Source organism: Streptomyces sp. MGP-BFMKR1 (genome assembly GCF_057766585.1).
The window spans coordinates 1,612,771-1,636,361 of sequence record NZ_CM173408.1; the positions used below are offsets into that span (position 1 = coordinate 1,612,771).

The window sequence follows — 23,591 nt, forward strand, 5'->3', positions numbered from 1 at the left end:
CACACTTGACGCGTCGTTCGCCGGAAGAGCGCAACGGCCCTGAAAGTTGTGAGAACACGCATTGCCAGACGGACATCGGCCACACTAGCTCTGGTTTCGTAAGGGAAACCCTAGAAACCCACTCAGGCATGATTGACGCCCCGGACGTATTTACCGGGGGTTTGGTTTCAGTGGCGCTTCGCCAGCGGTGTGACCCTTGCCATGGTCAGGTTTTCCGCCGGCGTTCATGCCCCCGAAATGTCGGGCCCTGTTCTCACGCGCCAGGGTCTTCTTCGAAGCGGATCGCACCGGTCGGGCAACGGGAGACGACCTCGCGCAGAACGTCCAGTTGTCCGGTGTCGGGCTGTGCGTCGAGCAGGACGACGGAGCCGTCCTCGTCGCTCTGGTCGAACAGGTCAGGCGCGATCAGCGCGCACTGGCCCGCCGAACAGCACACCTCACGGTCGGCGGTGATCCTCATCGGGTCTCAGTCCTACCTTGTTGTTCGCGATGGGCCGACATGTCCACGTCTTGGGGGCCCTCTTGCATGACGGTGACGGACGGCGGGAGGGCGTCCCACCGTCCGTCGCGTTTACCGCTTGTACGTCTCGATCAGTCGTCCCAGGTGACGCGAAGCGACCTGGGGCCGTAGTGCACGCAGTCGTCCCGCATCGGGACCTCGTCGGCCGGTACGGCCAGTCGCAGCGTGGGGAACCTGTCGAACAGGGCCTCGTAGCCGACGCGCAGGATCGTGCGGGCGAGGTGCTGGCCGAGACACTGGTGGACGCCGTGGCCGAGCCCCAGGTGCCCGTGATCCGTACGGCCGATGTCCAGCTGATCGGGGTTCTCGTAGCGCTCGGGGTCGCGGTTGACGGCGGGCAGGGCGACGGTGACCACCTCGCCCTTCTTGATGGTCTGACCGGCGAACTCGACGTCCTCGAGCGCCCACCGGCTGGCTCCGAGGTGGGAGATGGTGAGGAATCGGAGCAGTTCTTCGACGGCGGCCCCCATGAGCTCCGGGTCCTCCTGGAGCTTGGCCAGTTGGTCGGGGTGCTCCAGCAGGGTGTAGACGCCCATGGCGAGCATGTTGCCCGTGGTGTCGAAGGCCCCGGTGATCAACGTGGCGGTCATGCCCATGAGTTCTCGCTCGGTGAGCTGCCCACCGCGGATGAGGTCCCCGAGGATGTCGTCCCGGGGGTCGTTCATCCGGCTGGGGACGAAGCGGGCCAGGAACCCGCTCATCCCGGACACGGCGGCGAGCGCCTCGGGAACGGTGGTGGAGAGCCGGCCGAGCGTCTCCACATGACGCTGGAGGCTCTTCCGCTCCGACTCGGGGACGCCGATCATCTCGCACATCACCCGGGAGGGAACGGATTCGGTGAAGACCTCCACCAGGTCGGCGCCGGGCCCGGCCTTTTCCAGATCGTCGAGTTGCTCGTGCACGATGCGTTCGATCATGGGGGCGAGTTGACGCGTGCGCCGGACCGTGAAAAAGCCGGTGACCAGCTTTCGGTACTTGCTGTGGACCGGGTCGTCCGTCTTCGCGAAAGCTCCCGGATCGGCAGGACCCTCGTACGCCAGCTCCGTGGGGACGGGGGAGATTATCCCTTCCTGGCGGGCGCTGAAGCTTTTATGGGTGAGCAGTTCCTTCGCTTCGGCGTGCCGGGTGATGAGCCACCCTGGCGTGCCGTCCGGATAACTCATGCGCGTTATCCGCTCCCGCTCGCGCAGGGGGGTGTAGCCATCCGGAGGATCGAAGGGGCAGCTCCGCTTGGTGGGCAGCGAAACAGGGGGGCGCAGGACGTCGACCAAGACTCCTCCATCGATTCACAATCCATGCATCGAGGTCGTCGGCGGCTACACCGGCTGGCTCGATCTCGATGCTAGCTTCGCCGTAGACCCGGCAGCCCCCCAGAAAGCCTCCTGCGGGCGCATTCTGTGGAATCCCTTAGACAAAGGGCGGGAGCTGTTGACCTCTGCGCGCGGGTGCACTCACCGTGCCGGCCGCGACGTGGGCGGGTGTTCGGAGTGCGCGGTGGTGTCGTGCTCACCCGTCAGACCCGCTCATCCCTCACGGGACCTCACATGGCCGCCCCTCACCTCACCGCTCCCGTTCCCCTCCCTCGACGACGGGCCCAGCTCCGCCCGAAGCCTCCAGGTCAGGTGCCCGGCGCGGCACGTGAAGCGATTGCGGAAAATCGTTCGCGGGCCGCGTCCGACGGGCCGAGACTGTGGGCCGACCGCATCGCAGAGAGTGGGCCAGCGCTGACGTACGACCGAGACACCCTTCCCCTGCCGGAGAACCGCGTGCCGCCGGCCCCGTCGGGGGGCTTTCGGGACTGGGAGGGCCTCGATCCCGCCCGCCACCCGTTCGACTGGGACGCCGAGGAGGAGGCCCGGCTGTGCGCGCTGCTGCGCGAGTGGGTGCCGCCCGTGCTCTCCGGAATGGCTGGCTGGTGGCAGGGGGAGCACTGGTGCGAGAGCCAGTTCGACGCGATCATCCGGGAGCGCTACGGGAACTGGGCCCAGGGATGGAACTGGTGCTACCGGTACGGCGGGCCCATCGGCGCCTGGGCGACCGGGGCCAGTTCGGTGACCACGCCCGACGAGACCGCCGCCCGCGCCGTGGCCGCGCTGTTGGAGTGGCGGGAGTGGCTGGAGCGGATGGCTCGCCTGTTCGCCGAGTTGGCTCCGCCGCCGGAGGCCACGCCCGAGGACCGGAGCTGGCATCTGGAGCGGGCCTGCGTCCGGCTCGTGACGCTCGCGCTGGACTCGGGCGCGGAGGGCGGCTGGCACGGCCAGGCCACGCGGGTACTGCAGTGGTTCCTCAGCAGCACGGGAATCGGCCAGGCCGAGGCCGAACAGGCGGTGGACGAGGCGATCGGCGGCCGGTTCCAGAGCTGGGTCGACCCCGGGCGGGCACTGGTCGAATCCGTGGGTGAGGACCTGGCGGTCGGCCTCACCGGCCACGCCCCCTACCAGGACCACCGCGATCGGGCGGCCCTGGAGGAGCTTCATGACCGCCCCTGACAGCCTCGCGGTCTGGCTGCGCGTACGCCGTGTCGCCGCCTGGCACCAGGCACCGGCCCTGCGACCGGCGCTCCCCGCGCGCGACGGGTTCCGGGCCTGGTGCCAGGGGCCGGTGCGCCGGCGCGACCCCGCCCGTGCCGAACGGCTGCTCACCGCCCACGCCCTGGCCAGCGCCGACGCCGCACGCCACGCCCCGCTGGACTTCCCGCGCCTGGCCGCCTGGCAGTGCGAGATCCTGGGCCAGGCGCAGGCTCCGTTCCGTACGAGCGACGCCCACGCGAAGGCCGGCCGAGAGCGCTACGGCCTTGGCCCCGACACCCCGGCCGCCTTCGCGGCCTGCCTGCGCGAGGCGGCCGACCCGCGGCTTCCGCTGGCGGCCCGCGCGGCCCGTGCCTACCTCGACGTGGCGTTCTTCCACCCCTTCACCGACGGCAACGCCCGCGCGGCCCTCCTGACCCTGGTCCACGTGCTGGCCCGGGAGGGCGTCGTCCTGCCCGAAGTCGGGCCCCTCCAGACCACCCGCTACGCGGACGACCCGGTGGGCGCCGTCGACCTGGCCACGCTCGTCGGCGTACTCAACCGCCGTGGAGCCTGACGGTGCGGCGGTGCCTCGGCCGCACGCCCCGTGGTGAGCATGTGGCCGAGAACGCTCCCTGGGGCGGGAGTTCGGCCCTGGTTAGGCTGGGCCGCACGGAACGACGTACGGAGACGACGCGCGGCGCGTGCGCGCGGTGCGAGTGAGGGGTCGGCGGGTGTTGAACGAGGTTGCGGGGTTGCGCGTACCAACGGGTCGGGCGGCGGAGGCGGCGCGGCTGGTCTGTACGGAGTACGCGGATGACGCGCTGTACCACCACTCCGTGCGGTCGTACTTCTTCGGTGCGGCCTGGGCGCGGGCGCGCGGGCTCGACTTCGACAGCGAGTTGCTGTACGTCTCCGCGCTGCTGCACGACATGGGGCTCACGGCGCCCTTCGACAGCCACAGGATCCCGTTCGAGGAGGCCGGCGGCCATCTGGCCCGGGTGTTCACGGCCGGCCTCGGCTGGCCGACCGAGCGTCGCGACCGGGCGGCCGAGATCATCGTGCTGCACATGCGCGACGAGGTGGCGCCGGAAGTGGACGTGGAGAGCCGGCTGTTGCAGGAGGGGACCAGCGCGGACGTGACCGGGACGGGCCTGGAGGAGTACGACCCCGAGTTCGCGCGAGCGCTCGTGACGGCGTACCCACGGCTGGGGTTCGGCGCGTCCTTCGTCGGCCTCTTCCGGGACCAGGCCGAGCGCAAGCCGGACTGCGCGGCGGCCGGGTTCTTCACGCGCGGCGCCGCCGAGCGGACCCTCGCCCACCCGCTCGAACAGAGCTGAGGCCGGGCGGGGCGCGGCCCGGGGTCACCCCCGGCCCGCGTCCCGCGGCTTCGACGACGCCCGTCCCAGCGGTCGCCAACGCGCCGCGGGGCGGGCGTTTCGCGTGCTGGGCCGGGCCCGTGGCGAGACGACGAGCCCTCGCGGTGTGCGCGGGCGCGCTCAGCTCCGCGTGTCGCGGCGGGCGCGGTACGCACGTTGCTGGCAGGCCCGGGAGCAGTACGTGCGGGGCCGGCCGCGCGGGGTCTGCGCGACGGGCCCCCGGCAGCCGGGGCAGCGGGCCGCCTTTTCGTCACACGCGGGCTGGTCCGGCGGGGTTTCGTCACGCGCCGGACGCCGCGACCGCGCTGGCCGCCCGCTCTTGCCGGCCGCGCGGGCGGCGGCGACGAGGTCGCCGCCGGGGCCGCGCCCGACGGGGGTGTTCCGGGCCAACTCGCCTTCCAGCACGGGACACTGGGCCATGTCGTCGGTCTCGCAGCGCAGCAGGTGGCGCAGGTAGTCGCGGGCGGCCCCCAACTGCTCGATCTCGCGGTCCAGCAGGTCGATCTGCTCGCCGACGACGCGCCGCCAGCCGCTGAGCGTGGCCTTTCCCGAGGTGACGACGGCGGCCCGGTCGAGCGGCAACCGCCCCACCACGCGGCACAGATAGGCGACGCCCAGGCGGCGCAGGTCGTGGTCGCGGTAGCGCCGTCTGCCGCCGTCGCGGGCGGGTGGCGTCAGCACGCCCCGCCGCTCCCACCAGCGCACCGTGGAGGGCGCGAGTTCGTACAAGGCCGCTGCTTCCCCGATGGAGACCGCACTCTTCGTCACCGGTCCAGTTGACATCAAGTCGGCTTCACCAGACAAGATCTAACTAAGGCAAGCCTTACTTGTCGTGGTCGGGTGGTCCTGCCGCGCTCCGGAGCGTCCCGCAGGCCGCGCGCGGTCAGCACGCGGCACTCGACACGGCCCTCACCACCCGCCCGTCACCACCCTCACCCACACCCGTCACGCGCGCCACGCGGCCACGCGCACAGCCAATGCGTCACACCGTCGGCACAGCCGGCGCGCGGCAGGGCGTGCGGGCGCGCGTTCCGCACATCGATGCGACAGAGAGGTTCAACCGTGGAAGCAGTCGAATACGTGGAGACCGTCATCATCGGCGCCGGCCAGCAAGGGTGCGCGGTGGCCGCGTCCTTACAGGACGTCGGCCGCGAAGCGGTCGTCCTGGAGCGGGGCGAGATCGGCCAGGCATGGGCGCACGAGCGGTGGGACAGCCTGCTCGTGGGGAGCGGAATCCGCTCGATCCGCTTTCCCGGTTGGGAGTTCGTGAGCGACGATCCCCACGCCTCGCTGTCCGGCCCGGAACTGGCCGAACACCTGCGTCGCTACGCGGCCGAGCGCAGGCTGCGCATACGCCAGCACACGCCCGTCCACAAGGTCGAATGCCCGCCAGGCGCCACCGTCGGCGACGACGTGCGCTTTCGGACCCGTTTCGGCACGGGCGGCGTCATCGAGTCGCGCAACCTCGTGGCGGCGGTGGGGGGTTACGCGGCCCCGCGCATTCCCGACGTGGCCGCGGCGCTCGACCCGTCCGTGCACCAGACGCACTCGCGCTACTACCGCAATCCCGCCTCGCTGCCGGCCGGTGCCGTCCTCGTGGTGGGCGCGGGCATCAGCGGCCAGCAGATCGCCGACGAACTCGCCGACGCCGGACGCCGCGTCTTCCTCTCGGTCGGCCGGCACCGCGCGTGGCCGCACCGCTACCGCGGTCGCGGCATCCACGAGTGGATGTTCGCCTTCGGCCTCTACGAGGATTTCGTCACCGGGAACACGGGTGGGCCGACCGTGCTGCCCGGGTTGCCGGTGACCGCCGTGACCAGTGGCGACAGCGACCTGAACCTCGGCACGCTGGCCGCCAAGGGCGTCGTCCTCGTCGGGTCCACGCGCGGGGCCGAGCACCGCACGCTGCTGTTGGCGGACAACGTCTCGGCCACGGTGGAACAGTCGGCCCGCGCCTACCGGCAGGTCATCGACACCATCGACGCCGGCATCAGCCGGCGGGGGTTCGTGGTCCCGGAGCAACGGCCGACGCCGGAGGTCAGGCGGGACCACATCGCCGACTTCGGGCCCCGCCTCGACCTGGCGGAGCACGACATCACGACCGTCATCTGGTGCACCGGGTTCGGGCCCGACTACCGCGTCCTGCCGGCCGAGGTGCTCGACGAGCACGGGGCGCCGCTCCACGAGAAGGGCCTCGTCGGGGCGGTACCCGGGCTGTACTACGCCGGGCTGCCGGACGGGGACTCGCTGGCCTCGGTCGCCATCTCGGCCAGCGTCGACAACGGGCGGTTCATCGCCGGCCAGATCCACATCGACCACGTCATGCGGTCCGGCTCGGCGGAACCGGTCATCGTGGCGTAGCAGCGCGCCCGGGCTCCGGAGCCGTCCCTCCGGGGCCCGCGCGCCCGCCGGGGGCCGGGCCCCGGCCGGGGAGCCGGGGCCGTCAGGGCGTGACGGTGGAGACCACGTACACCTTCGGGTGGTCCGGGTTGTCGAAGTCGACCGTGATGTCGAGGGTCGGCTCGGGGTCCTTCTGGTCGATGACGCCGCCGGCCCACTTCCGGTCGGCGTCCAGCTTCCAGCCGACGACGCCCGCCGTCTTGGCGTCGATGGTGATCCTGCCGTCGTTGAGCACGTCGCGGTCGGCGCCGAGCCGGCCGAGGAACTTGTCCAGGCCCTTGGGGTTGGTGACGAACTGGACGTACATCTGGCTCCGCTTCCACGAGTTGGTCTCGTAGAAGGCGACGTCCACGGAGTACGAGGGGATGGGCGTGTCGTAGATCCGCCGCTGCACCTTGCTCGGCCAGCTGTGGGTCAGCCCGGTGGCCGCCGCGTTCTCCTGCTTGTCCTCGCCGCTGCCCCGGCTCTTCTGGGCCGAGATGGCCATGTACCCGGCCGGGATGGCGATCAACAGGAACAGGGTCACCTTGCGCCGCCAGGAACGCCTGCCCCGCGTGGTCTCGCTCGTCTGGGACTGCTGACTCATCGCCGTCCTGCCTGTGCGTAGCGCTCGTACCGCTCGACCCGGCGCCGGTTGGCGCGCCGGAACCTGCGGGCGACGAGCCGGGCCAGGTCGGCCGCGCCGACCAGCCCCGCCTCGTTGCCGAGCTGGGCCTTGATGATGCGGGCCTCGGGCCGGTACCCACGACCGGTGAGCGTACGCCGGAAGGCGTCCCTGGCCGGCCCGATGAGGAGATCGTCGGCGGCGCTGACGCCGCCGCCGATGACGAAGCAGGACGGGTCGAGCGCGGCGGCGAGGTTGGCGATGCCCACGCCGAGCCACTGGCCGATGTCCTGGAGGAGTTCCACACACATGGCGTCGCCGTCGCGGGCCAGCTCGGTGATGATCGGGCCGGTGATCTCCTGGACGTTGCCGCCGACCCGGTCGATGATCCCGTACGCCACCGGCGAGTCGGCCGCCGCCAGCTCCCTGGCCTCGCGGACCAGCGCGTTGCCGGAGCTGTACTGCTCCCAGCAACCGCGGTTGCCGCACGGGCAGCGGTGGCCGGCGGGCACCACCTGCATGTGGCCGAACTCGCCGGCGACGCCGTACTTGCCGCGCTTGACCTGGCCGTCCTCCAGGATCGCGCCGCCGATGCCGGTGCCGAGCGTGATCATCACCAGGTGGTCCTCGCCGCGCCCGGCACCGAACCGCCACTCCGCCCAGGCGGCGGTGTTGGCGTCGTTGTCGACCATGACCGGCACCGCGAGCCGCCCGGCGAGCCGGTCCCGCAGCGGCTCGTCGCGCCAGGCCAGGTGCGGCGCGAACAGCACCCGGGAGCGGTCGGCGTCCACCCAGCCGGCCGCGCCGATGCCCACCGCGTGCACGTCGTGCCGGTCGGACAGGTCGAGCACCAGCTCGACGATGGTGTCCTCGACGACCTTGGGGCTCTTGGACTTGTCCGGGGTCTCGGTGCGGAGCCGCTCCAGTATGTTGCCGTCGGCGTCCACGACGCCCGCCGCGACCTTGGTCCCCCCGATGTCGATGCCCACGGTGGGCACCCGGGGCGCGGTCAGGTGCGAGCGGCGCTCGCGGGTGCCGACGGTGCGCAGCACGGTGGCCCGGGCGGAGCCGCGGTGCACTCGCTCGCGGTACAGGCTCATCGGCCGTCCCTCTCGCCGGTGTGGGGGGCGGCGGCAGCTCCGCGTGGTGCATGGCTTCGATCGCTGCGGGTTCGGTCGCTGCGGGTTCGTGCGCGCAAGAGTCGTCGTCCCTGCGGGTGTCGTGGGAGGCCAACGGCCTCGGGCGTGCGGTCGGGCGTGACGGGCGTGACCCGCCGTGGCGATTGTGCCTCACTCGCGCTACGCGGCGCATGGCGGAGCGGCAGTCCTCGGCCGGGCGGGGCGGTACGCGCTGGATGCCCCTGTTGACCGTCGAATGTCGCTCGACCACTTCCGCGGTGGCGCACCACGAAGGACGCGGCGACCGGCGAGGTTACCTGACCCGGGCCGCGAAACCGGCGCACCCGCCGCACACGCCGGCTGTCGGCGCGCTCGCCGGCGCCGGCGCCGGCACCGGCGGTGTGGTCATCGACGCCGTCGGCGCGGCCGGGCCCGCTGGGCCCGCCGCGCCGGTGGGTCACTCGACGGTGATCACTCGCCAGTGGGTCACCCGGCCGTGGGGCGGCCCGGGCGCAGGGTGGGCGTGCTGGCGCGGGCCAGCTCGTGGCTCAGCTCCTCCAGCTCGCTGCCGCCGGCCATCTGCCGGGTCAGCTCGTCCAACGTGATCTCCGACTTGGCGTGGCTGCCCGCCATCGCGCCCCGCTTGAGGAGGACGAAGCGGTCGCCGACCAGGTACGCGTGGTGCGGGTTGTGCGTGATGAGGACCACGCCGAGGCCGGCGTCGCGGGCCGCGGCGACGTACTTGAGGACGACGCCGGACTGCTTGACGCCGAGCGCCGCGGTCGGCTCGTCCAGGACGAGGACCTTGGCGCCGAAGTAGACGGCCCGCGCGATGGCCACGCACTGCCGCTCGCCGCCGGAGAGGGTGCCGATCGGCTGGTCCACGTCGCGCAGGTCGATGCCCATGCGCCGCAGCTCGGTGCGGGTCGTCTCGCGCATGGTGGCGGTGTCCAGGCGGCGCAGCAGGCCGCGGCCCTTCGTCGGCTCGGAGCCGAGGAAGAAGTTGCGCCACACCGGCATCAGAGGCACCACGGCCAGGTCCTGGTAGACGGTGGCGATGCCCCGGTCGAGGGCCTCGCGCGGGGAGCCGAGCCGGGTCTGCTCGCCGTCGACGCGGAAGGTGCCGGCGTCGTGCTGGTGCAGCCCGGAGATGATCTTGATGAGGGTGGACTTGCCGGCGCCGTTGTCGCCCAGCACGCAACTGATCTCGCCGGCCCGTACCTCCAGCGAGACGCCCTCGAGCGCCTTGATGTTGCCGTAGTACTTGCTGACGTCGGTCAGCTCGACCAGCGGCGCGTCGGCGGCGCCGACGCCCCCGGTCCCGGTCTCGGTCCCGGCGCCGGTGGTCGCGGTCGCGCCGGTGCTCGGCGGCTGCGGGGCCGGGGTGGCCGGCGCGCCCTCGTCCGGGCCCTGCGGCTGCTGCTCGCGCTCGCTCACTTGCTCGCCTCCGCCCGCTTGCGCACCCACGCGTTCAGCAGGGTGGCCAGAAGGAGCATCGCGCCGAGGAAGAACTTGAACCAGTCGGCGTCCCACTGCGCGTACACGATGCCCTTGTTCGTCATGCCGAAGATCAGCGCGCCCACGGCGGCGCCGATCGCCGAGCCGTAGCCGCCGGTCATCAGGCAGCCGCCGATGACGGCCGCGATGATGTAGAGCAGTTCGTTGCCCACGCCCTCGCCGGACTGCACGGTGTCGAACGAGAACAGCAGGTGCTGCCCGAGCACCCAGGCGCCGAACCCGGTGCCCATGTACAGGGCGATCTTGGTGCGGGCGACCGGCACGCCGACCGCGCGGGCCGCGTGCGCGTTGCCGCCGGCGGCGAAGATCCAGTTGCCGGCCCGGGTGCGCAGCAGGATCCAGGTGGCCACGGCGACCAGGCCCAGCCACCACAGGATGGTGACCTTGATGTTCACGTCGCCGATGGTGTGCTGCGAGGCGAAGATCTTACGGGCCGACTCGAAGCCCTCCATGTCCCCGATGGTCTTGGTGGAGACCTTGCCGCTGATCAGCTTGGTGAAGCCGAGGTTCATGCCGGTCAGCATGAGGAAGGTGGCCAGCGTGATGATGAAGCTCGGCAGCCCCGTACGGACCAGGACGATGCCGTTGAAGAAGCCGATCGCCAGGCTCGTCAGCAGGGACACCCCGACGCCGACCCACACGTTGGCCGTCATCTGGTAGCTGAACATGGACGAGACCAGCGCGGAGGTGGTGACCGCGACGCCGGTGGAGAGGTCGAACTCGCCGCCGATCATCAGCAGTGCCACCGGCACCGCCATGATGCCGATCGTCGAGGAGGCGTACAGCACCGTGGAGAGGCTGGAGAGCTGGAGGAAGCTGTCGGCGACGACCGAGAAGAAGACGAAGACGGCGACCGCGCCGACCACCGCGCCCAGCTCGGGACGGCCGAGCAGGCTGCGCAGGGTGGAGCGGTGCAGCAGCCGTTCGTCCGGTTCGGGCGGGTCGGCCGGGGTCGTGGGGCGCGCCAGGGAACTGCTCACCGGGTGCCCCGATCCGCGTACTCGGCCAGTTCGTCCGCCTCGTCCTTGGTGACGATCTGCGGGCCGGTCAGCACCGGCTGGCCGCCGCCGAGCACGTCGGCGTTGTACTTGTACAGCCACAGCAGGTCGACGGCCTGGTAGCCCTGGAGGTAGGGCTGCTGGTCCACGGCGAAGCCGAGGTCACCGTTGGCCAGCCCCTGGGCGACCTGCTTGCTGAGGTCGAAGGTGTTGATCTCCGCGTCGCTGCCGGCCTGCTTCTTGGCCTTGACGGCGGTGTCGGCGAAGGGCGCGCCGAGCGTCACGACCGCGTCGTAGTCGCCGGACTGGAGCTTGGCCTCGATGGCGGAGAGGACGTCGGGCATGTTGGTGCCCTCGACGTAGAGGTTCTCCAGCTTGCCCTTGAAGGTCTTGCGGGCACCGTCGCAGCGCTGCTCGTGGCCGACGTTGCCCTGTTCGTGCAGGACGCACAGGGCCTTCTTCCGGCCGCGCTTGGTCAGCTCGTCGCCGACCGCCTCGCCGGCGATGGTCTCGTCCTGGCCGATGTGGCTGAGGGCGCCGAACGCCTTGGACTCGGCCGATCCGGAGTTCACCGTGATCACCGGGATGCCGGCCTTGCGGGCCTTGGCGACGACGGCCTTCATGGCGTCGGGCTTGGCGAGCGTGACGATGAGCCCGTCGACCTTCTGGTCGATGTAGCTCTGCACCTGCTCGCTCTGCTGCTGGCCCTCATCGCTGTGCGCGTAGAGGAACTTGATGTTGTCCTTGACCGCCGCCTGCTCGGCGCCGCTGCGGACGATGTCCCAGAAGGAGTCCCCGTCGCCCGAGTGCGTGACCATCGCGACGGTCCAGCGCGGCGTGTCGACCGCCGCGCGCCCGTGCGCGGACTTGGCCGCCCGCTCCTCCGCGCGCTTGCCGCCCGTACTGCTGCATCCCGCAAGGGTCGCGCCGACCACCGCTGCCAGCACGGCGCTCACGGCGCGTACCCCTGTCCGAACCCTTGCCACGAGGACTTGCCCTTCTCCACTGAATGTCACGGTGCGGCCGGGTACCGTTCACCCGCCCCGGCCGCCCAAGTATCCGTCACCGCCGCCGGGCGCGGCTCCAGCGGGTCCCGCGCGCGGCGTACGCGCCGTCTCGCGCCGTTCGGGGCGTGCCGCGACACGGCCGCCTTGCTCCCGGTTCCCCCGGCTCCTTCCGGCCGCGTGCGAGCGGTTGGAGGAGTTGTAGCGGCGCGCGCCACCCACCGTCAATGCTTTGTCAGAACATTCTGACGAAGGGATCTTCGCCGGGCCGGCCCGACGCCCGGGCGCGGCGGGTCAGCGTACGCGGTACGGCCCGCCGCACGACACCCGGGACGGACCCGGCCCGGGGACGCGGCGGGACGTGCGGTTCAGGGGCGGACCAGGAGCTGGAACTCGAAGGCGTAGCGCGAGGCCCGGTAGGTGTGCGAGCCGAACTCGATCGCGCGCCCGGTGTCGTCGAAGGTGGTGCGCTCCATGGTGAGCAGCGGCGCGCCCGTGGACTCGGCGAGCCGCTCCGCCTCGTCGGCGGTGGCCGCGCGGGCGCCGACCGTCTGCCGGGCGCTGTGCAGCGTGATGCCGGCCCCGCGCAGCAGCCGGTAGAGCCCGGTCTCCTCCAGCGCCGCGCTCTCCAGCGTCAGCAGCCCGCTCGGCAGGTGGTTGCGCAGGTGGGCCATGGGTTCGCCGTGCGCGAGGCGCAGCCGCTCCACCAGCACCACGTCCGCCCCCTCGGGAACGCCGAGGGCCGCGGCGACCTGGGCGGTGGCGGGCTGGACGGTGTGGCGCAGGACCCGGGTGGCGGGCCGCTGGCCCGCGGCCTCCAGGTCGTCGTAGAGGCTGCTCAGCTCCAGCGGGCGCTTGACCTGGCTGTGGACGACCTGGGTGCCCACGCCGCGGCGGCGCACCAGGAGCCCCTTGTCCACCAGCGACTGGATGGCCTGGCGCACCGTGGGTCGGGAGAGGCCGAGCCGGCCGGCGAGGTCGATCTCGTTGCCCAGCAGGCTGCCCGGCGCGAGTTCGCCCTGCTCGATGGCGGCCTCAAGCTGCTGGGCCAACTGGAAGTACAGCGGGACCGGACTGCCGCGGTCCACGCTGAACTGGACGGCCGCCGCGGAACGCAGCACACCCGATGCGTCTCCTTGCTTCGCCACGGGCCGAGGGTATCCGCACCGACAGTTGACGGGAAGTCGTGAAGTCTGATTGTCCGGACAAAGCGCGATCCGGCGAGGGTGGCGGGGTCGGGACCGCCCCGCGCGGCCCCGACGACGGGCGTACGCCACCCCGCGCGGGCCAGGCGCGGCCGGCCTCGCGCCCCTGCCGAGACGGGCCCGGCCGGCGCGCGGGCCGGGCCCCACCGCGCGCGGCCCGGGCCCAACCGGCCCGCGCGCGGACCGGCGGGATCACTCCCGCGCGTCCGCCAGCCGCGCCAGCAGGTCCGCGGCCCGTTTGGCCACCACGTCCCGGTCGCCCTGGGCCAGCGCCGTGCCCATGCCGACGGCCACCGCGCCCGCGGCGATCCACTCCGGGGCATCGTCCAGGGTCACCCCGCCGGTGGGCAGCACCGGCGCCTGCGGCAGCGCGGCGCACACGTCCTTCAGCCAGCGCGGCCCGTACGCCGAGGCGGGGAACAGCTTGAGCGCGTCCGCGCCCAGCTCCAGCGCGCGCACCATCTCGGTGGGCGTGGCGACGCCGGGGAAGACGGGCAGCCCGTACCGGTGGCCGGTGCGGATGACCTCGGCGTCCAGGCTCGGCGAGACCAGGTAGGTGGCCCCCGCCTCCACGGCCATCCGCGCCGCCTGGGCGTCCAGCACGGTGCCCGCGCCGATCACCGCGTCGGCGCCGACCTCGCGGGTGAGGGTGGTGATGGCCTCCAGCGCGAAGGGCGTGGTCAGCGAGATCTCCATGCTGGTGATCCCGGCCGAGAGGAGCGTGTCGGCCGTCGCCGCGGCCTGGTCGTAGCTCTCGGTACGGATGATGGCGAAGACCCGCTGTTCGAGCGCGGCCCGGGTGATCTCCCAGCGGTACACGGCAGTTCGCCGCCCTTCTTCACATGCGTCGGGTGAGGACAGAGACAGGGGACAGAGGACAGGATGCGGGGGGTGGCAGCAACGGATACGGGACAGCGGGCGGGGCGGTGGCGCGAGGCGCCGCGGTGGAGCGGGGTGCGGGAGCTTTGGACGGGGCACAGGGCCGGGCCGGAGAGCGCGTCGCCGCCGGCGGCGGTGCGCCGCTCGCGGAGATCCCGCATCGTCCTGCGCCGGTCTTGTGTCCCGCTGGCGGGACCATGGTGCGACGGGCGGACCCCGTACGCGCCCACCCGCTCGCCCGTGGGCCCGACACGAGGCACCAACGAATCCAACGTGCGAGGAACGGTGATCGTTCGCAAGCGGCGCGGCGCGTTCTTCGCGGCGCGCCCGTCGCCTCCGGCGCCCTGTCACGACCTCGCGGGGGGCCGCGCGCTGGGCGGTCAACGGTGCACGGCGTCGATCCCCTCCGTGTAAGCCGCCAGCGCCCGGTCCCGCACGGCCGGGCTCGGCAGCCCGGCCGTGTCCGTCGGGGACTGGATGGCCAGCGCCGCGACGCAGGCCGCCTCGGCGAGCGCCGCCTGCTCGGGCAGGCCGCGCAGCCAGCCGGAGAGATACCCGGCGGCGAAGGCGTCGCCCGCCCCGACCGGGTCCACCACCGGGACCGCGAACGCGCTCTGGTCCCAGCGTCCGGCGCCGGTGTACGCGGTCGCCGAGTGGTCCGCGCGCTTGATCACGACCGCGCGCGCACCCTCCTTGACCAGGTCGGCGGCGGCCTCGTCGGCCGGCCGCGCGGTCAGCAGCTCCAACTCGTCCGCGCCCGCGACAAGCAGGTCGGCGTCGGCCAGCAGGGGCCCGACGATCTGCGCCCACTGGGCGGCGCCGCCGAGCTTGTGGCGCACGTTGGGGTCGAAGGAGACCAGCGCGCCCGCGGCGCGGGCCAGCTCGATCAGGCGACGGGTGGCCTCGGCCGCGGTCGGCGAGAGCATCGGCGTGATGCCCGACAGGTGCAGCAGCCGGGCGCCGTCGAGCGCGGCGGGCGGGATGTGCACCGGCTCCAGGTGTGAGGCAGCCGAACCCGCGCGGAAGTACTGCACGTCGATGGCGCGGGAGGGGTGACAGTCCCGCAGCAGCAGGCCGGTGGGCGCCTGTTCGTCCACACCCACCTGGCTGACGTCCACGCCGTCCGCCCGCAGCTCGCCGAGGACGGCGGCGCCCGGCGCGTCCGCCCCGAGGCGGCCGAGCCAGCGCACGCGGTGCCCGAGCCGGGCGAGGCCGACCGCCACGTTGGCCTCGGCCCCCGCGATGGAGCGACGGAAGTGGGTCGCTCGGTCCAGCGGCACGCCCGGCTCGGCCAGCATCAGCAGCATGGCCTCACCGCACGTGACCACCTCGGGGCCTGATGTCCCCGGGCCATATGTCACCGATGCCTCCTCCTTACGTCCTTCCGCCCCCTCGAACGCGTTTCTACCGAAACGCTATCGGTTGGCACTGACATCCGAGCCCGCGGGGGCGCACTCGGCTCCATCGGGAGCATTCGGCTGCGCCCCGTACCCCCATCGCCCGCCCCACTCGCCCCGCACGCCCCACCACCACCTCGGTCGCGGGCCCGCTCACCCGCCGTGGCCCGGCCCTTGGGCGGCGGCAGCCGGCGGCCGGGCGCCAGCGCCCGCTGACCGAACTGTTCGGCGGCGGGGCGGGACCGGGTCGGCGCCGGGTCGGAGGAAGGAGAACGGGCGCCTCGCGGGCGGGAGGTTGGGCCCCGGAGAGCGTGGACTCCCATGCCGCGCACCTCGTGCGGGCGGTACGCGCCCACGCGGCGCGGCGGCCGGGGGCCGCTGGACGCTGGCCACTGGGGGCACCAGGGGCTCCGACGGTGCGGAACGAACCGCCGCGCGGGGGCCGCCTCCCGCTCGATACCCATGACGCCCGGCAGCGGGCGGCCGTCCCGCGGGCGCTGGAGCACGGGCCGACGGCGGGCGGTCTGAACACCCTCCTGTTCGGCTACGGCCACGACGGGCCGAGCCCCGACCGTCTGTGGGCCGTACTCGACGCCGAGCGGGACATCGACCACGTACGCGAGGTCGCCTTCCCCTGCCGCCGGGGCCGCCCCGAGGCGCAGCGGCGGGTGCGGGGCCTCGGGCCACCGGCCCGAACGTTCGCCAGGACGCTGGAGTGGCAGGCCGATTGCCTGGTCATGCGCGGCCTACGCGCGGACGCAGGCGCGGACGCGGAGGCAGACGCGGAGACCGTGACGCCGTGGAACCTCGCCGGCCCACCGGCTCCCCCACAGGCGCGGCGGCCACCTACCGCCGACCGTCCAGCCCGGCCCGGCCCGAGCGCAGCGACCGCGCAGCGACTGGGCAGCGACTGGGCAGCGACCGCGCGCCGGCGCGAACGGGAGAAGCGGCGGTCGGGGGTGGGGGCGCCGACCGCCGCTTCGGTCACGGACCCGCTGGCTCGCGGGCCGCTGGCCGCGTCAGCAGCCGTAGTCGACCAGGTCGAAGGACCGGTAGTGGTCGGCGGTGTAGTAGTCCTCCTGGTGGCTGTCACCCGTCACGATGCGGCGGGCGCCACGGTCGGAGGAGCCGGGGGTCTTCACGGTGTACTCGTGGTAGTAGCCCCGCGGGTGCTCGGGCAGCAGCCCCTCGCGGTTCTGGAAAACGGTGCCGTCCTGCGGGTAGGGGTACGGGCCGCCCTTGTCGATCAGCCGAAGGGTGTCGTGGGCCTGCGAGGGCAGGTCCGAGTAGCAGATGTCGCCGACGGCGAGGCGGGAGAAGGTCGCCGACGCGGCGGGGGTCGCGGTGTCGACTGCCGGGGTGGCCGCGACGGCCGGGCCACCGATGAGAAGGGTCGTGGCGAGGGCGCCGAGGGCGCCGATGCGCGCGATGCGTGGGGGAATCCTCATGGAGCCAGCATGACGCGCGTAGACCATGACATGTCAACGACAACTGGGCGATGTTTCCCAGGAGTTCACGGGACCCGCGCGGGGTCTCCCAGCACGGGCCCGCGTTTTGCCTGTGAGGCAAAACTTTTGCCCCGGAGGCACGGTCCGGCTATACCGGACGTATGACCACGCCCCCCGACGAGTCCGTCGCGGAGTTGCCGTCGGTCGCGCCCCGGCTGCGCGACCTGCGACGGCGCTCCGGGCTGACGCTGGAGTCGGCCGCCCAGCGCGCCGGCCTGTCCCCCGCCCACCTGTCGCGGCTGGAGACCGGACGCCGCCAGCCCTCGCTGCCGATGCTGCTCGCGCTGGCCCGCACGTATGGCATCACGGTATCCGACCTGCTCGGCGAGGTCCCGGCGGAGCAGGATCCGATCGTGCGGGCCGACCGGATGGAGGCGTCGCCGGCGGGCGGCTGGACGTACTGGCGCGCGGGTGGTTCGGGCCGGGCCATGCAGGCGCTGCGCGTGCACGTCCCATACGGCGGGGCGCAGGACGAGCTGGTGCGGGTGCACCCCGGCGAGGAGTGGCTCTATGTGCTGCGCGGGCCGCTGCGGCTCGTGCTGGGCGATGCCGCGCACCGGCTCGACGCCGGCGACGCGGCCCACTTCGACTCGATCACCCCGCACCGCATCGCCGCCGAGTCGCCCGGCGGTGCGGAGCTGCTGTTCGTGCACACCCTGCTGCAGAGCGGCGCCGCCGAGCTGTGCCTGGGCGACCGCGACCACCGCGCCACCGGAAGGACTGGTCGAGCATGAGCGACCGTACGCCGCACGCCGAGGACCCGAGCCCAGCACAGCCGCCCACGGACCGCGCGTCCGAGGCCACACCCGTCACACCCGCCGCACCCGAGACCGGTGCCGGGGCCGGCGCCGCGAGCGGGCCCGGCGGCGCGGCGGCCAGCGCACCCGACCCCGTGGAGCGCGGCTCCGTGGTACCCGCCCCCGTGGAGCCCGGCCCCGTCGAGCCCGGCCCGGTGGGGGCGGGCCGCGCGGCCATGAACGAGGAGGACCGCGCGCCCTGGGGGCTCACCATCCGCGTCACCTTCTACCTGGTGGGCGTGCACATCTTCGCGGCCTTCCTCTTCCTCCTCTTCCACCTGGGCGCGAAGTAGCCGCCCGCGAGGCGGGCGCGGTGCCAGCGCCTCGCGCGGCGTCGACGGCGGCCCGGGGAGCGGTCAGCGGCGGGTGAGCAGCCGGCCGCCGGCGGGCACGGACGGCTGGCCGTCCTGGGCGATCCGCGTGCCGCGCAGCCAGGTGGACCGTACGACGCCGTGCAGCGTCCTGCCCGCGTACGCCGTGACCCGGTTGCGGTGGTGCAGTCGGGCCACGTCCACGGTGAACGTCTGCTCCGGCGCCAGGACCGCGAAGTCCGCGTCCCGGCCCGGCGCGATGGCGCCCTTAGCGGTGAGCCCGGCGAGCGCGGCGGGGGCCGTCGACATCCAGCGGGCGACGTCCGCCAGGTCGTGGCCGCGCGCCCGGGCGGCGCTCCACACGGCGGGCAGGCCCAGTTGGAGCGAGGAGATGCCGCCCCAGGCCGTGCCGAAGTCGCCCGTCTTCAGCTCCGGGGTGCTCGGCGAGTGGTCGGAGACGACGCAGTCGATGACGCCCTCGCGCAGGCCCTGCCACAGCAGGTCCTGGTTGGCGGCCTCCCTGATGGGCGGGCAGCACTTGAACTCCGTGGCGCCGTCCGGCACTTCCTCCGCCGCCAGGGTCAGGAAGTGCGGGCAGGTCTCGACGGTGATCCGGACGCCGGCGCGGCGCGCCGCCGCGATCATCGGCAGCGCCTCGCCGGACGAGAGGTGCAACAGGTGCACCCGGCCGCCGCTGGCCCGGGCCGCGTCGATGAGCGCGGCGATGGCCTCGCCCTCGACGGACCGCGGTCGCGAGGCGAGGAAGTCGGCGTAGCGCGGGCCACTGGCGGGCGGGGCGCTCGCGAGGTGGTGCGGGTCCTCCGCGTGCACGAGCAACAACCCGTCGACGGCGGCCAGCTCGTCCAGTACGGCGGCGAGCTGAGCACGGGTCAGGTGCGGGAACTCGTCCACGCCCGACGGCGAGAGGAAGCTCTTGAAGCCGAAGACCCCGGCCGCGTGCAGGGCGCGCAGTTCGGCCAGGTTGTCGGGCACGGCGCCGCCCCAGAAGCCCACGTCCACCAGGACCTTGGGGCCGGCGACGGCCCGCTTGCGGGCCAGGTGGGGCACGGTGGTGGTGGGCGGGACGCTGTTGAGCGGCATGTCGACGAGGGTGGTGATGCCGCCGGCCGCCGCGGCCCTGGTGGCGGACGCGAAGCCCTCCCAGTGGGCGCGCCCCGGGTCGTTGACGTGTACGTGGGTGTCCACCAGGCCCGGCAGCAGCGCGTCGTCCCCCAACTCCACCCGTCGGGCGCCGGCGGGCGCGGGCGCGGCGTGCGGGAGCACCTCGGCGATCCGCCCGTCGGCCACGTGCACGGTGGCGGGGCGGACGCCGGTCGGGGTGACGACGCGCGTCGAGCGCAGCACGAGGTCGACCCGGGCCCGGGCGGGCGGCCCCCCGCCGCTCTCGTACGGGGTACCGCCCGGGGCGGCGGCGCCCCCCGTTCGGTCGCTCTCCGTCGCCGCCCCACCGGACGAGACCGCCCCACCGGACGCTTCGGACACGTTGCCCCCTCGCCGCTCGCCGTCACACCGCGCGTCGCACCGATCTTCAACGTTCTGTTGAAGGAGTGTTCACGTGGTCCCGCGCCGGCGTCAAGGGCTCGTACGGCACCGTCCGTGACCCTGCCGCCAACCCACCGCGCTTCGCGAAGCGGAACCGGGATTCCGTACGTCAGAAGCGCACGGAGCGTTGCGCGGCGCTCCGGCACCCCGCTGGCGATGCGGACAAACCCGTCGCTACCGGCGATCGCAGCATGTGGACGGCTCGGTGCGGAACTTCGGCGCCGGGTAGGCTGCCGATGGCCGGTCGGCCAGCGAGCCACACGGCGCCTTGGCCGATCACCTCCGCCCCGAAAGGAAGCCGACGTGTCGACGTCCGCCCGGTCCCACACCGCCTCCACCGCCAGCTCGGGTGGCGTCCAGTCGCTTGAGCGCGCCTTCGACCTGTTGGAGCGCATGGCCGACGCCGGCGGTGAGGTCGGGCTGAGCGAGTTGGCCACGAGCAGCGGGCTGCCGCTGCCCACCATCCACCGGCTGATGCGTACGTTGGTCGCCACCGGCTACGTGCGCCAACAGCCCAACCGCCGCTACTCGCTGGGCCCGCGGCTGATCCGGCTGGGCGAGAGCGCGTCCCGGCTGCTCGGCACCTGGGCCCGGCCGCACCTGGCGCGGCTCGTGGAGGAGACCGGCGAGACGGCCAACATGGCGCTGCTCGACGGGGACGAGGTGGTCTACGTCGCGCAGGTGCCCTCCCGGCACTCGATGCGGATGTTCACCGAGGTCGGCCGCCGGGTGCTGCCGCACTCCACGGGCGTGGGCAAGGCGCTGCTCGCCCCCGTGCCGGACGACGAGGTGCGGGCCCTGCTCGCGCGCACGGGCATGCCCGCGGCCACCGAGAAGACCATCACGACACCCGACGCGTTCGTCTCCGCCCTGGAGACGGTGCGCAGCACGGGGTACGCGGTGGACGACAACGAGCAGGAGATCGGCGTGCGCTGCCTGGCCGTCACCGTGCCCGACTCCCCCACCGCCGCGGCCATCTCCATCTCGGGCCCGGCCGGGCGGGTCACGGACGCGGCGAAGGAACGGATCGTGCCGCTCCTCAAGGAGGTCGCGCGGGACCTGTCAAGGACCCTCGCCGCCACCGGGCCCGCCTGAGCCCACCCACCGAACCGCCCTCGCCCGCCGGGGGCTGGGGCTACCGGTGTGGCGCGTCGCCGAACTGGTCGATCGCCGTGCGGACCGCCGTCACCGATGGCCCGAGCCGGCTCACGGAGCCCAGCGAACTCGCTATCAGCAGCAGCGAGCGCCGCAGCTCGGGCACCTCGGCCCGCCCCTCGCGCACCATCGCGTCCAGGGCCGTCAGCTCCTCGTCGGCCACCGTACGGTCCGACAACTCGACCGGATAGGCCGCGAGTTCACACCGTAACCGGGAGACCGCCCGCCCCAGCTCCGCCGCCTTGGGGTCTCTTTCGGCGTCGGCGGGCCGCCGGTGCTTGACAGCCACGGTGCCCTCCATGGCCAAGACGTCGGATGGCCGACCGTACCTTGCCTCGTCGCCTGGCAACACTGACCGCCTCCCCATCTCATGCGTCCGCCCGCGACCCTCCGCGCCCCCGTATACGCGAAGGACGCGGCACAGTTAACGCCACTCTCCGCACGGTGCGCTATACACAGGGCGAAAATCGGTCGGCAAAGCCGGCTAAAACGGCCGGCGGGAGGCGGTCAGCGGGAGGCGGTCGGGGGGCGCGCGATCAGGAATCGTCCTCGACTCCGACGTCGAGCGCGTTGCGCCACACCGTGACGTCGAGCTTCACGTAGTCGCTCGGGTCCGACTCGGGCGCGGGGCCGTTGAAGGTCACCAGGCCGATGTGGCCGGAGCCGGTGCGTACGCAGATCCGGGAGCCCTTGGAGAGCCGGTCGAAGCCGATCGAGGTGGCGAACCGGGTCTCGTTGCGGCAGGTTTCGAGCGTGCCCTCCTGCGCGTTGTTCAGCAGCACCAACTTGGTGTCCTGTGAGCCGGTGAACAGCTCCCGGTCACCGAAGCTGTTGTGGTAGCCGATGTCGCTGTCGGTGCTGCCGTTCTCCGGGTGGATGGGGTCGGAGGCGAAGAACAGGTGGTAGCCCTCCGGCAGGTTGATGCCGTTCTTCGTCACCGGTTCGGGGTCGGGGACGACGGTGGGCGCCGTCTCGGAGGGGGTTTCCGAGGGCTCGTCGCTCGGCTGGGTGGACGGCTCGTCGGTGGTGGGCGCCTGGGTGGGCGTCTCCGCGGCCGTGGAGGGCTCCTTCTTCTCGGCCTGGTGGGACTTCTTGTCGTCCTCCTGGAAGAGCACGTACGTGGTGGCCCCGCCCGCCGCGGCGAAGACCAGCAGGCCCGCCACGCTCAGCGCCACGAGCTTGCCCCGGCCGCGCTTGCGCGGCCCCGCGCCGCCGCCCTCGGGCGAGCCGAGCACGGTGGTGCCGGTCGAGCCCGGGCCGGCACCGTCCGACCCGGTCGTCGGGGTGGTCAGGGCGGTGGTGGAGTACGCGGGCGGCCCGAACCCGCCCTGGCCCGTGGCGTCGCCCGACTGCGGGTAGCCGTACGCCTGGTGCGCGCTGGCCGCCTGCTGCTGCGGATAGCCGTACTGCTGCGGTGGCGCGGCGGCCCCCTGGCCCTGCGGGTAGCCGTACTGCTGCTGCGCCGCGACCGGCGGCGGGGTGTGGGCCGGGTTCGGCGTCTGCGTCGGGTTCGGCGTCTGGGCCGGGTTCGCTGCCTGCGCCGGCGGCGGGGTGTGCGCGGGGACCGGGGTGGCGGGGGCCTGCGCCGCGACGGCCGGGGCGGCGGCGGGCGGTTGGGCGGGCGTGGCCGGCGGTTGGGCGGGCGGCGCGGCCGGGGGTGCCTGCGGGGGCGCGGCGGGGGTCTGGGGCGCGTGCGCCGGGTAGGCGGGGCTCGGGGCCTGCTGCGGCGCGGGCGGTACGGGCGGCGCGGCGGGCGCCGGGGCCACTCCGGCCACCGGCGCGACCTGGGGCGGCGCCGGGACCTGGCGGGGGGCCGGCGCGGGCACCCGGCCGGTGATGTCGGCCGCGACGGCGCCCGGCAGCCAGTCCTCGGACCGGCGCAACTGGGTGTGCGGCGACGCCTGTTGGCACAACTGGAGGATTTCGGCCAGCGCGGGCCTGGCCGCCGGGTCCTTGCGCAGGCAACGGCCGACCAGGTCGGACAGCTCCGCCGGCAGCCCGGTCAGGTCCGGCTCCTCGTGCACGATGCGGTACAGCACCCCGTGCGAGGTGCCCTCCCCGAAGGCCGGGGTGCCGATCGCCGCGTACGCCGCGACCTGGCCGAGCGCGAAGACGTCGGTGGCCGGGGTGACCTCGCGGCCGGCGGCCTGTTCGGGCGCCATGAAGGTCGGGGTGCCGACCGTGACGCCGCTGCTGGTGAGCGAGGTGGCGTCGGCGGCGCGCGCGATGCCGAAGTCGATGACGCGCGGGCCGTCGTCGGCGAGCAGCACGTTGGACGGCTTCAGGTCGCGGTGCACGATGCCCGCGCCGTGGATGACCTGGAGCGCCTCGGCTATGCCCGCGACGAGGAAGAGCACCGTGGAGACCGGGAGCTTGCCGTGCTGGGCCACCGACTCGGCGAGCGAGGGTCCCGGCACGTACGCGGTCGCCAGCCACGGGGTGGGGCCGTCGGGGTCGCTGTCGATGACCGGCGCGGTGTACAGGCCCTGCACCCGCTGGGCCGCCTTCACCTCCTGCCGGAAGCGGCGGCGGAACTCGGCGTCCTCGCTGAACTCGGGCCGGATCACCTTGATGGCCACGGCCCGGCCGCCAAGGGTGTACGAGAGGTAGACCTTGCCCATCCCCCCGGAACCCAGCTTGGCACTCAGTCGGTAACCCGCGACCGTCGTTGGGTCATCGCCCTCAAGTGGCTTGAAGACTCCCGCGGAATCCACACTATTCATGACGT

22 protein-coding genes are annotated in these 23,591 nt (G+C 73.3%); 7 read left to right on the top strand and 15 right to left on the bottom strand.

The genetic code is table 11. From position 1 onward, the window contains the following. Nucleotides 1-253 precede the first annotated feature (253 nt). On the bottom strand, nt 254-460 hold the full coding sequence (locus AC3CHW_RS05825) for a ferredoxin (RefSeq protein ID WP_176164732.1): 207 nt from the start codon (nt 458-460) through the stop codon (nt 254-256). Nucleotides 461-591: 131 nt separating this feature from the next. Next, on the bottom strand, nt 592-1,791 hold the full coding sequence (locus tag AC3CHW_RS05830; protein ID WP_398608363.1) for a cytochrome P450: 1,200 nt from the start codon (nt 1,789-1,791) through the stop codon (nt 592-594). Nucleotides 1,792-2,286: 495 nt separating this feature from the next. On the opposite strand from AC3CHW_RS05830, the gene AC3CHW_RS05835 reads away from it, so the two are divergent. From AC3CHW_RS05835 to AC3CHW_RS05845, 3 genes are all read left to right on the top strand, one after another. Beyond that, on the top strand, nt 2,287-3,009 hold the full coding sequence (locus tag AC3CHW_RS05835; RefSeq protein WP_488469778.1) for a hypothetical protein: 723 nt from the start codon (nt 2,287-2,289) through the stop codon (nt 3,007-3,009). Beyond that, nucleotides 2,996-3,604, top strand: coding sequence for a Fic family protein (locus AC3CHW_RS05840; protein ID WP_488469779.1), 609 nt, complete (start codon nt 2,996-2,998; stop codon nt 3,602-3,604). The genes AC3CHW_RS05835 and AC3CHW_RS05840 overlap by 14 nt, the downstream gene beginning before the upstream one ends. A 178-nt stretch (nt 3,605-3,782) precedes the next feature. Then, nucleotides 3,783-4,367, top strand: a complete 585-nt coding sequence (locus AC3CHW_RS05845) for an HD domain-containing protein (RefSeq protein WP_398608360.1) — start codon at nt 3,783-3,785, stop codon at nt 4,365-4,367. A 159-nt stretch (nt 4,368-4,526) separates the two neighbouring features. On the opposite strand, the gene AC3CHW_RS05850 is transcribed toward AC3CHW_RS05845, so the two are convergent. Further along, nucleotides 4,527-5,174 carry a MerR family transcriptional regulator gene (locus AC3CHW_RS05850; protein WP_488469780.1) on the bottom strand — a complete coding sequence of 216 codons (648 nt, stop codon included), beginning with the start codon at nt 5,172-5,174 and terminating at the stop codon, nt 4,527-4,529. Nucleotides 5,175-5,468: 294 nt separating this feature from the next. Between AC3CHW_RS05850 and AC3CHW_RS05855 the strand changes: the two genes are divergently transcribed. Beyond that, a complete protein-coding gene (locus tag AC3CHW_RS05855) occupies nt 5,469-6,767 on the top strand; it encodes a flavin-containing monooxygenase (protein ID WP_488469781.1) in 1,299 nt (432 codons plus the stop codon). Nucleotides 6,768-6,849: 82 nt separating this feature from the next. Here AC3CHW_RS05855 and AC3CHW_RS05860 read toward each other — a convergent pair whose 3' ends face one another. The 9 genes from AC3CHW_RS05860 to AC3CHW_RS05900 all read right to left on the bottom strand — a co-directional run bounded on the left by AC3CHW_RS05860 (nt 6,850) and on the right by AC3CHW_RS05900 (nt 16,977). After that, nucleotides 6,850-7,392, bottom strand: a complete 543-nt coding sequence (locus AC3CHW_RS05860) for a hypothetical protein (protein WP_398608357.1) — start codon at nt 7,390-7,392, stop codon at nt 6,850-6,852. Continuing rightward, nucleotides 7,389-8,510: an ROK family glucokinase gene (locus AC3CHW_RS05865; RefSeq protein WP_176164725.1), complete on the bottom strand. Its 1,122-nt coding sequence runs from the start codon at nt 8,508-8,510 to the stop codon at nt 7,389-7,391. The genes AC3CHW_RS05860 and AC3CHW_RS05865 overlap by 4 nt, the downstream gene beginning before the upstream one ends. A 504-nt stretch (nt 8,511-9,014) precedes the next feature. Continuing rightward, nucleotides 9,015-9,818, bottom strand: a complete 804-nt coding sequence (locus AC3CHW_RS05870; protein WP_398608473.1) for an ATP-binding cassette domain-containing protein — start codon at nt 9,816-9,818, stop codon at nt 9,015-9,017. Between the two features lie 143 nt (nt 9,819-9,961). Further along, nucleotides 9,962-11,026, bottom strand: a complete 1,065-nt coding sequence (locus AC3CHW_RS05875; protein WP_359331468.1) for an ABC transporter permease — start codon at nt 11,024-11,026, stop codon at nt 9,962-9,964. Beyond that, entirely contained in the window at nt 11,023-12,030 is a 1,008-nt protein-coding gene (locus AC3CHW_RS05880) for a sugar ABC transporter substrate-binding protein (protein ID WP_449658154.1), read from the bottom strand. The genes AC3CHW_RS05875 and AC3CHW_RS05880 overlap by 4 nt, the downstream gene beginning before the upstream one ends. A gap of 386 nt (nt 12,031-12,416) precedes the next feature. Further along, nucleotides 12,417-13,136, bottom strand: a complete 720-nt coding sequence (locus AC3CHW_RS05885; RefSeq protein WP_176166512.1) for a GntR family transcriptional regulator — start codon at nt 13,134-13,136, stop codon at nt 12,417-12,419. A gap of 309 nt (nt 13,137-13,445) precedes the next feature. Next, complete coding sequence (locus AC3CHW_RS05890; protein ID WP_176164722.1) at nt 13,446-14,072, bottom strand: bifunctional 4-hydroxy-2-oxoglutarate aldolase/2-dehydro-3-deoxy-phosphogluconate aldolase; 627 nt, start codon at nt 14,070-14,072, stop codon at nt 13,446-13,448. 440 nt (nt 14,073-14,512) lie between these two features. After that, on the bottom strand, nt 14,513-15,493 hold the full coding sequence (locus AC3CHW_RS05895) for a sugar kinase (protein ID WP_488469782.1): 981 nt from the start codon (nt 15,491-15,493) through the stop codon (nt 14,513-14,515). A 1,055-nt stretch (nt 15,494-16,548) separates the two neighbouring features. Beyond that, on the bottom strand, nt 16,549-16,977 hold the full coding sequence (locus AC3CHW_RS05900; RefSeq protein ID WP_187060692.1) for a guanyl-specific ribonuclease: 429 nt from the start codon (nt 16,975-16,977) through the stop codon (nt 16,549-16,551). Between the two features lie 161 nt (nt 16,978-17,138). On the opposite strand from AC3CHW_RS05900, the gene AC3CHW_RS05905 reads away from it, so the two are divergent. Both AC3CHW_RS05905 and AC3CHW_RS05910 read left to right on the top strand, forming a co-directional pair. Further along, nucleotides 17,139-17,771, top strand: coding sequence for a helix-turn-helix domain-containing protein (locus AC3CHW_RS05905; RefSeq protein WP_398608354.1), 633 nt, complete (start codon nt 17,139-17,141; stop codon nt 17,769-17,771). Further along, nucleotides 17,768-18,127 (top strand): DUF6126 family protein, encoded by a 360-nt coding sequence (locus AC3CHW_RS05910; RefSeq protein WP_488469783.1) that lies wholly within the window; start codon nt 17,768-17,770, stop codon nt 18,125-18,127. Before AC3CHW_RS05905 ends, AC3CHW_RS05910 begins: the two co-directional genes overlap by 4 nt. A gap of 63 nt (nt 18,128-18,190) precedes the next feature. On the opposite strand, the gene allB is transcribed toward AC3CHW_RS05910, so the two are convergent. Further along, nucleotides 18,191-19,510 carry an allantoinase AllB gene (gene allB, locus AC3CHW_RS05915; RefSeq protein ID WP_488470977.1) on the bottom strand — a complete coding sequence of 440 codons (1,320 nt, stop codon included), beginning with the start codon at nt 19,508-19,510 and terminating at the stop codon, nt 18,191-18,193. A gap of 501 nt (nt 19,511-20,011) precedes the next feature. Between allB and AC3CHW_RS05920 the strand changes: the two genes are divergently transcribed. Next, on the top strand, nt 20,012-20,803 hold the full coding sequence (locus tag AC3CHW_RS05920) for an IclR family transcriptional regulator (protein ID WP_277319370.1): 792 nt from the start codon (nt 20,012-20,014) through the stop codon (nt 20,801-20,803). Nucleotides 20,804-20,843: 40 nt separating this feature from the next. Here the strand turns inward: AC3CHW_RS05920 and AC3CHW_RS05925 are convergent, their stop codons facing one another. Both AC3CHW_RS05925 and AC3CHW_RS05930 read right to left on the bottom strand, forming a co-directional pair. Continuing rightward, complete coding sequence (locus tag AC3CHW_RS05925; RefSeq protein ID WP_398608352.1) at nt 20,844-21,152, bottom strand: DUF5955 family protein; 309 nt, start codon at nt 21,150-21,152, stop codon at nt 20,844-20,846. A gap of 247 nt (nt 21,153-21,399) precedes the next feature. Further along, entirely contained in the window at nt 21,400-23,586 is a 2,187-nt protein-coding gene (locus tag AC3CHW_RS05930) for a serine/threonine-protein kinase (protein WP_488469784.1), read from the bottom strand. Nucleotides 23,587-23,591: the final 5 nt, after the last annotated feature.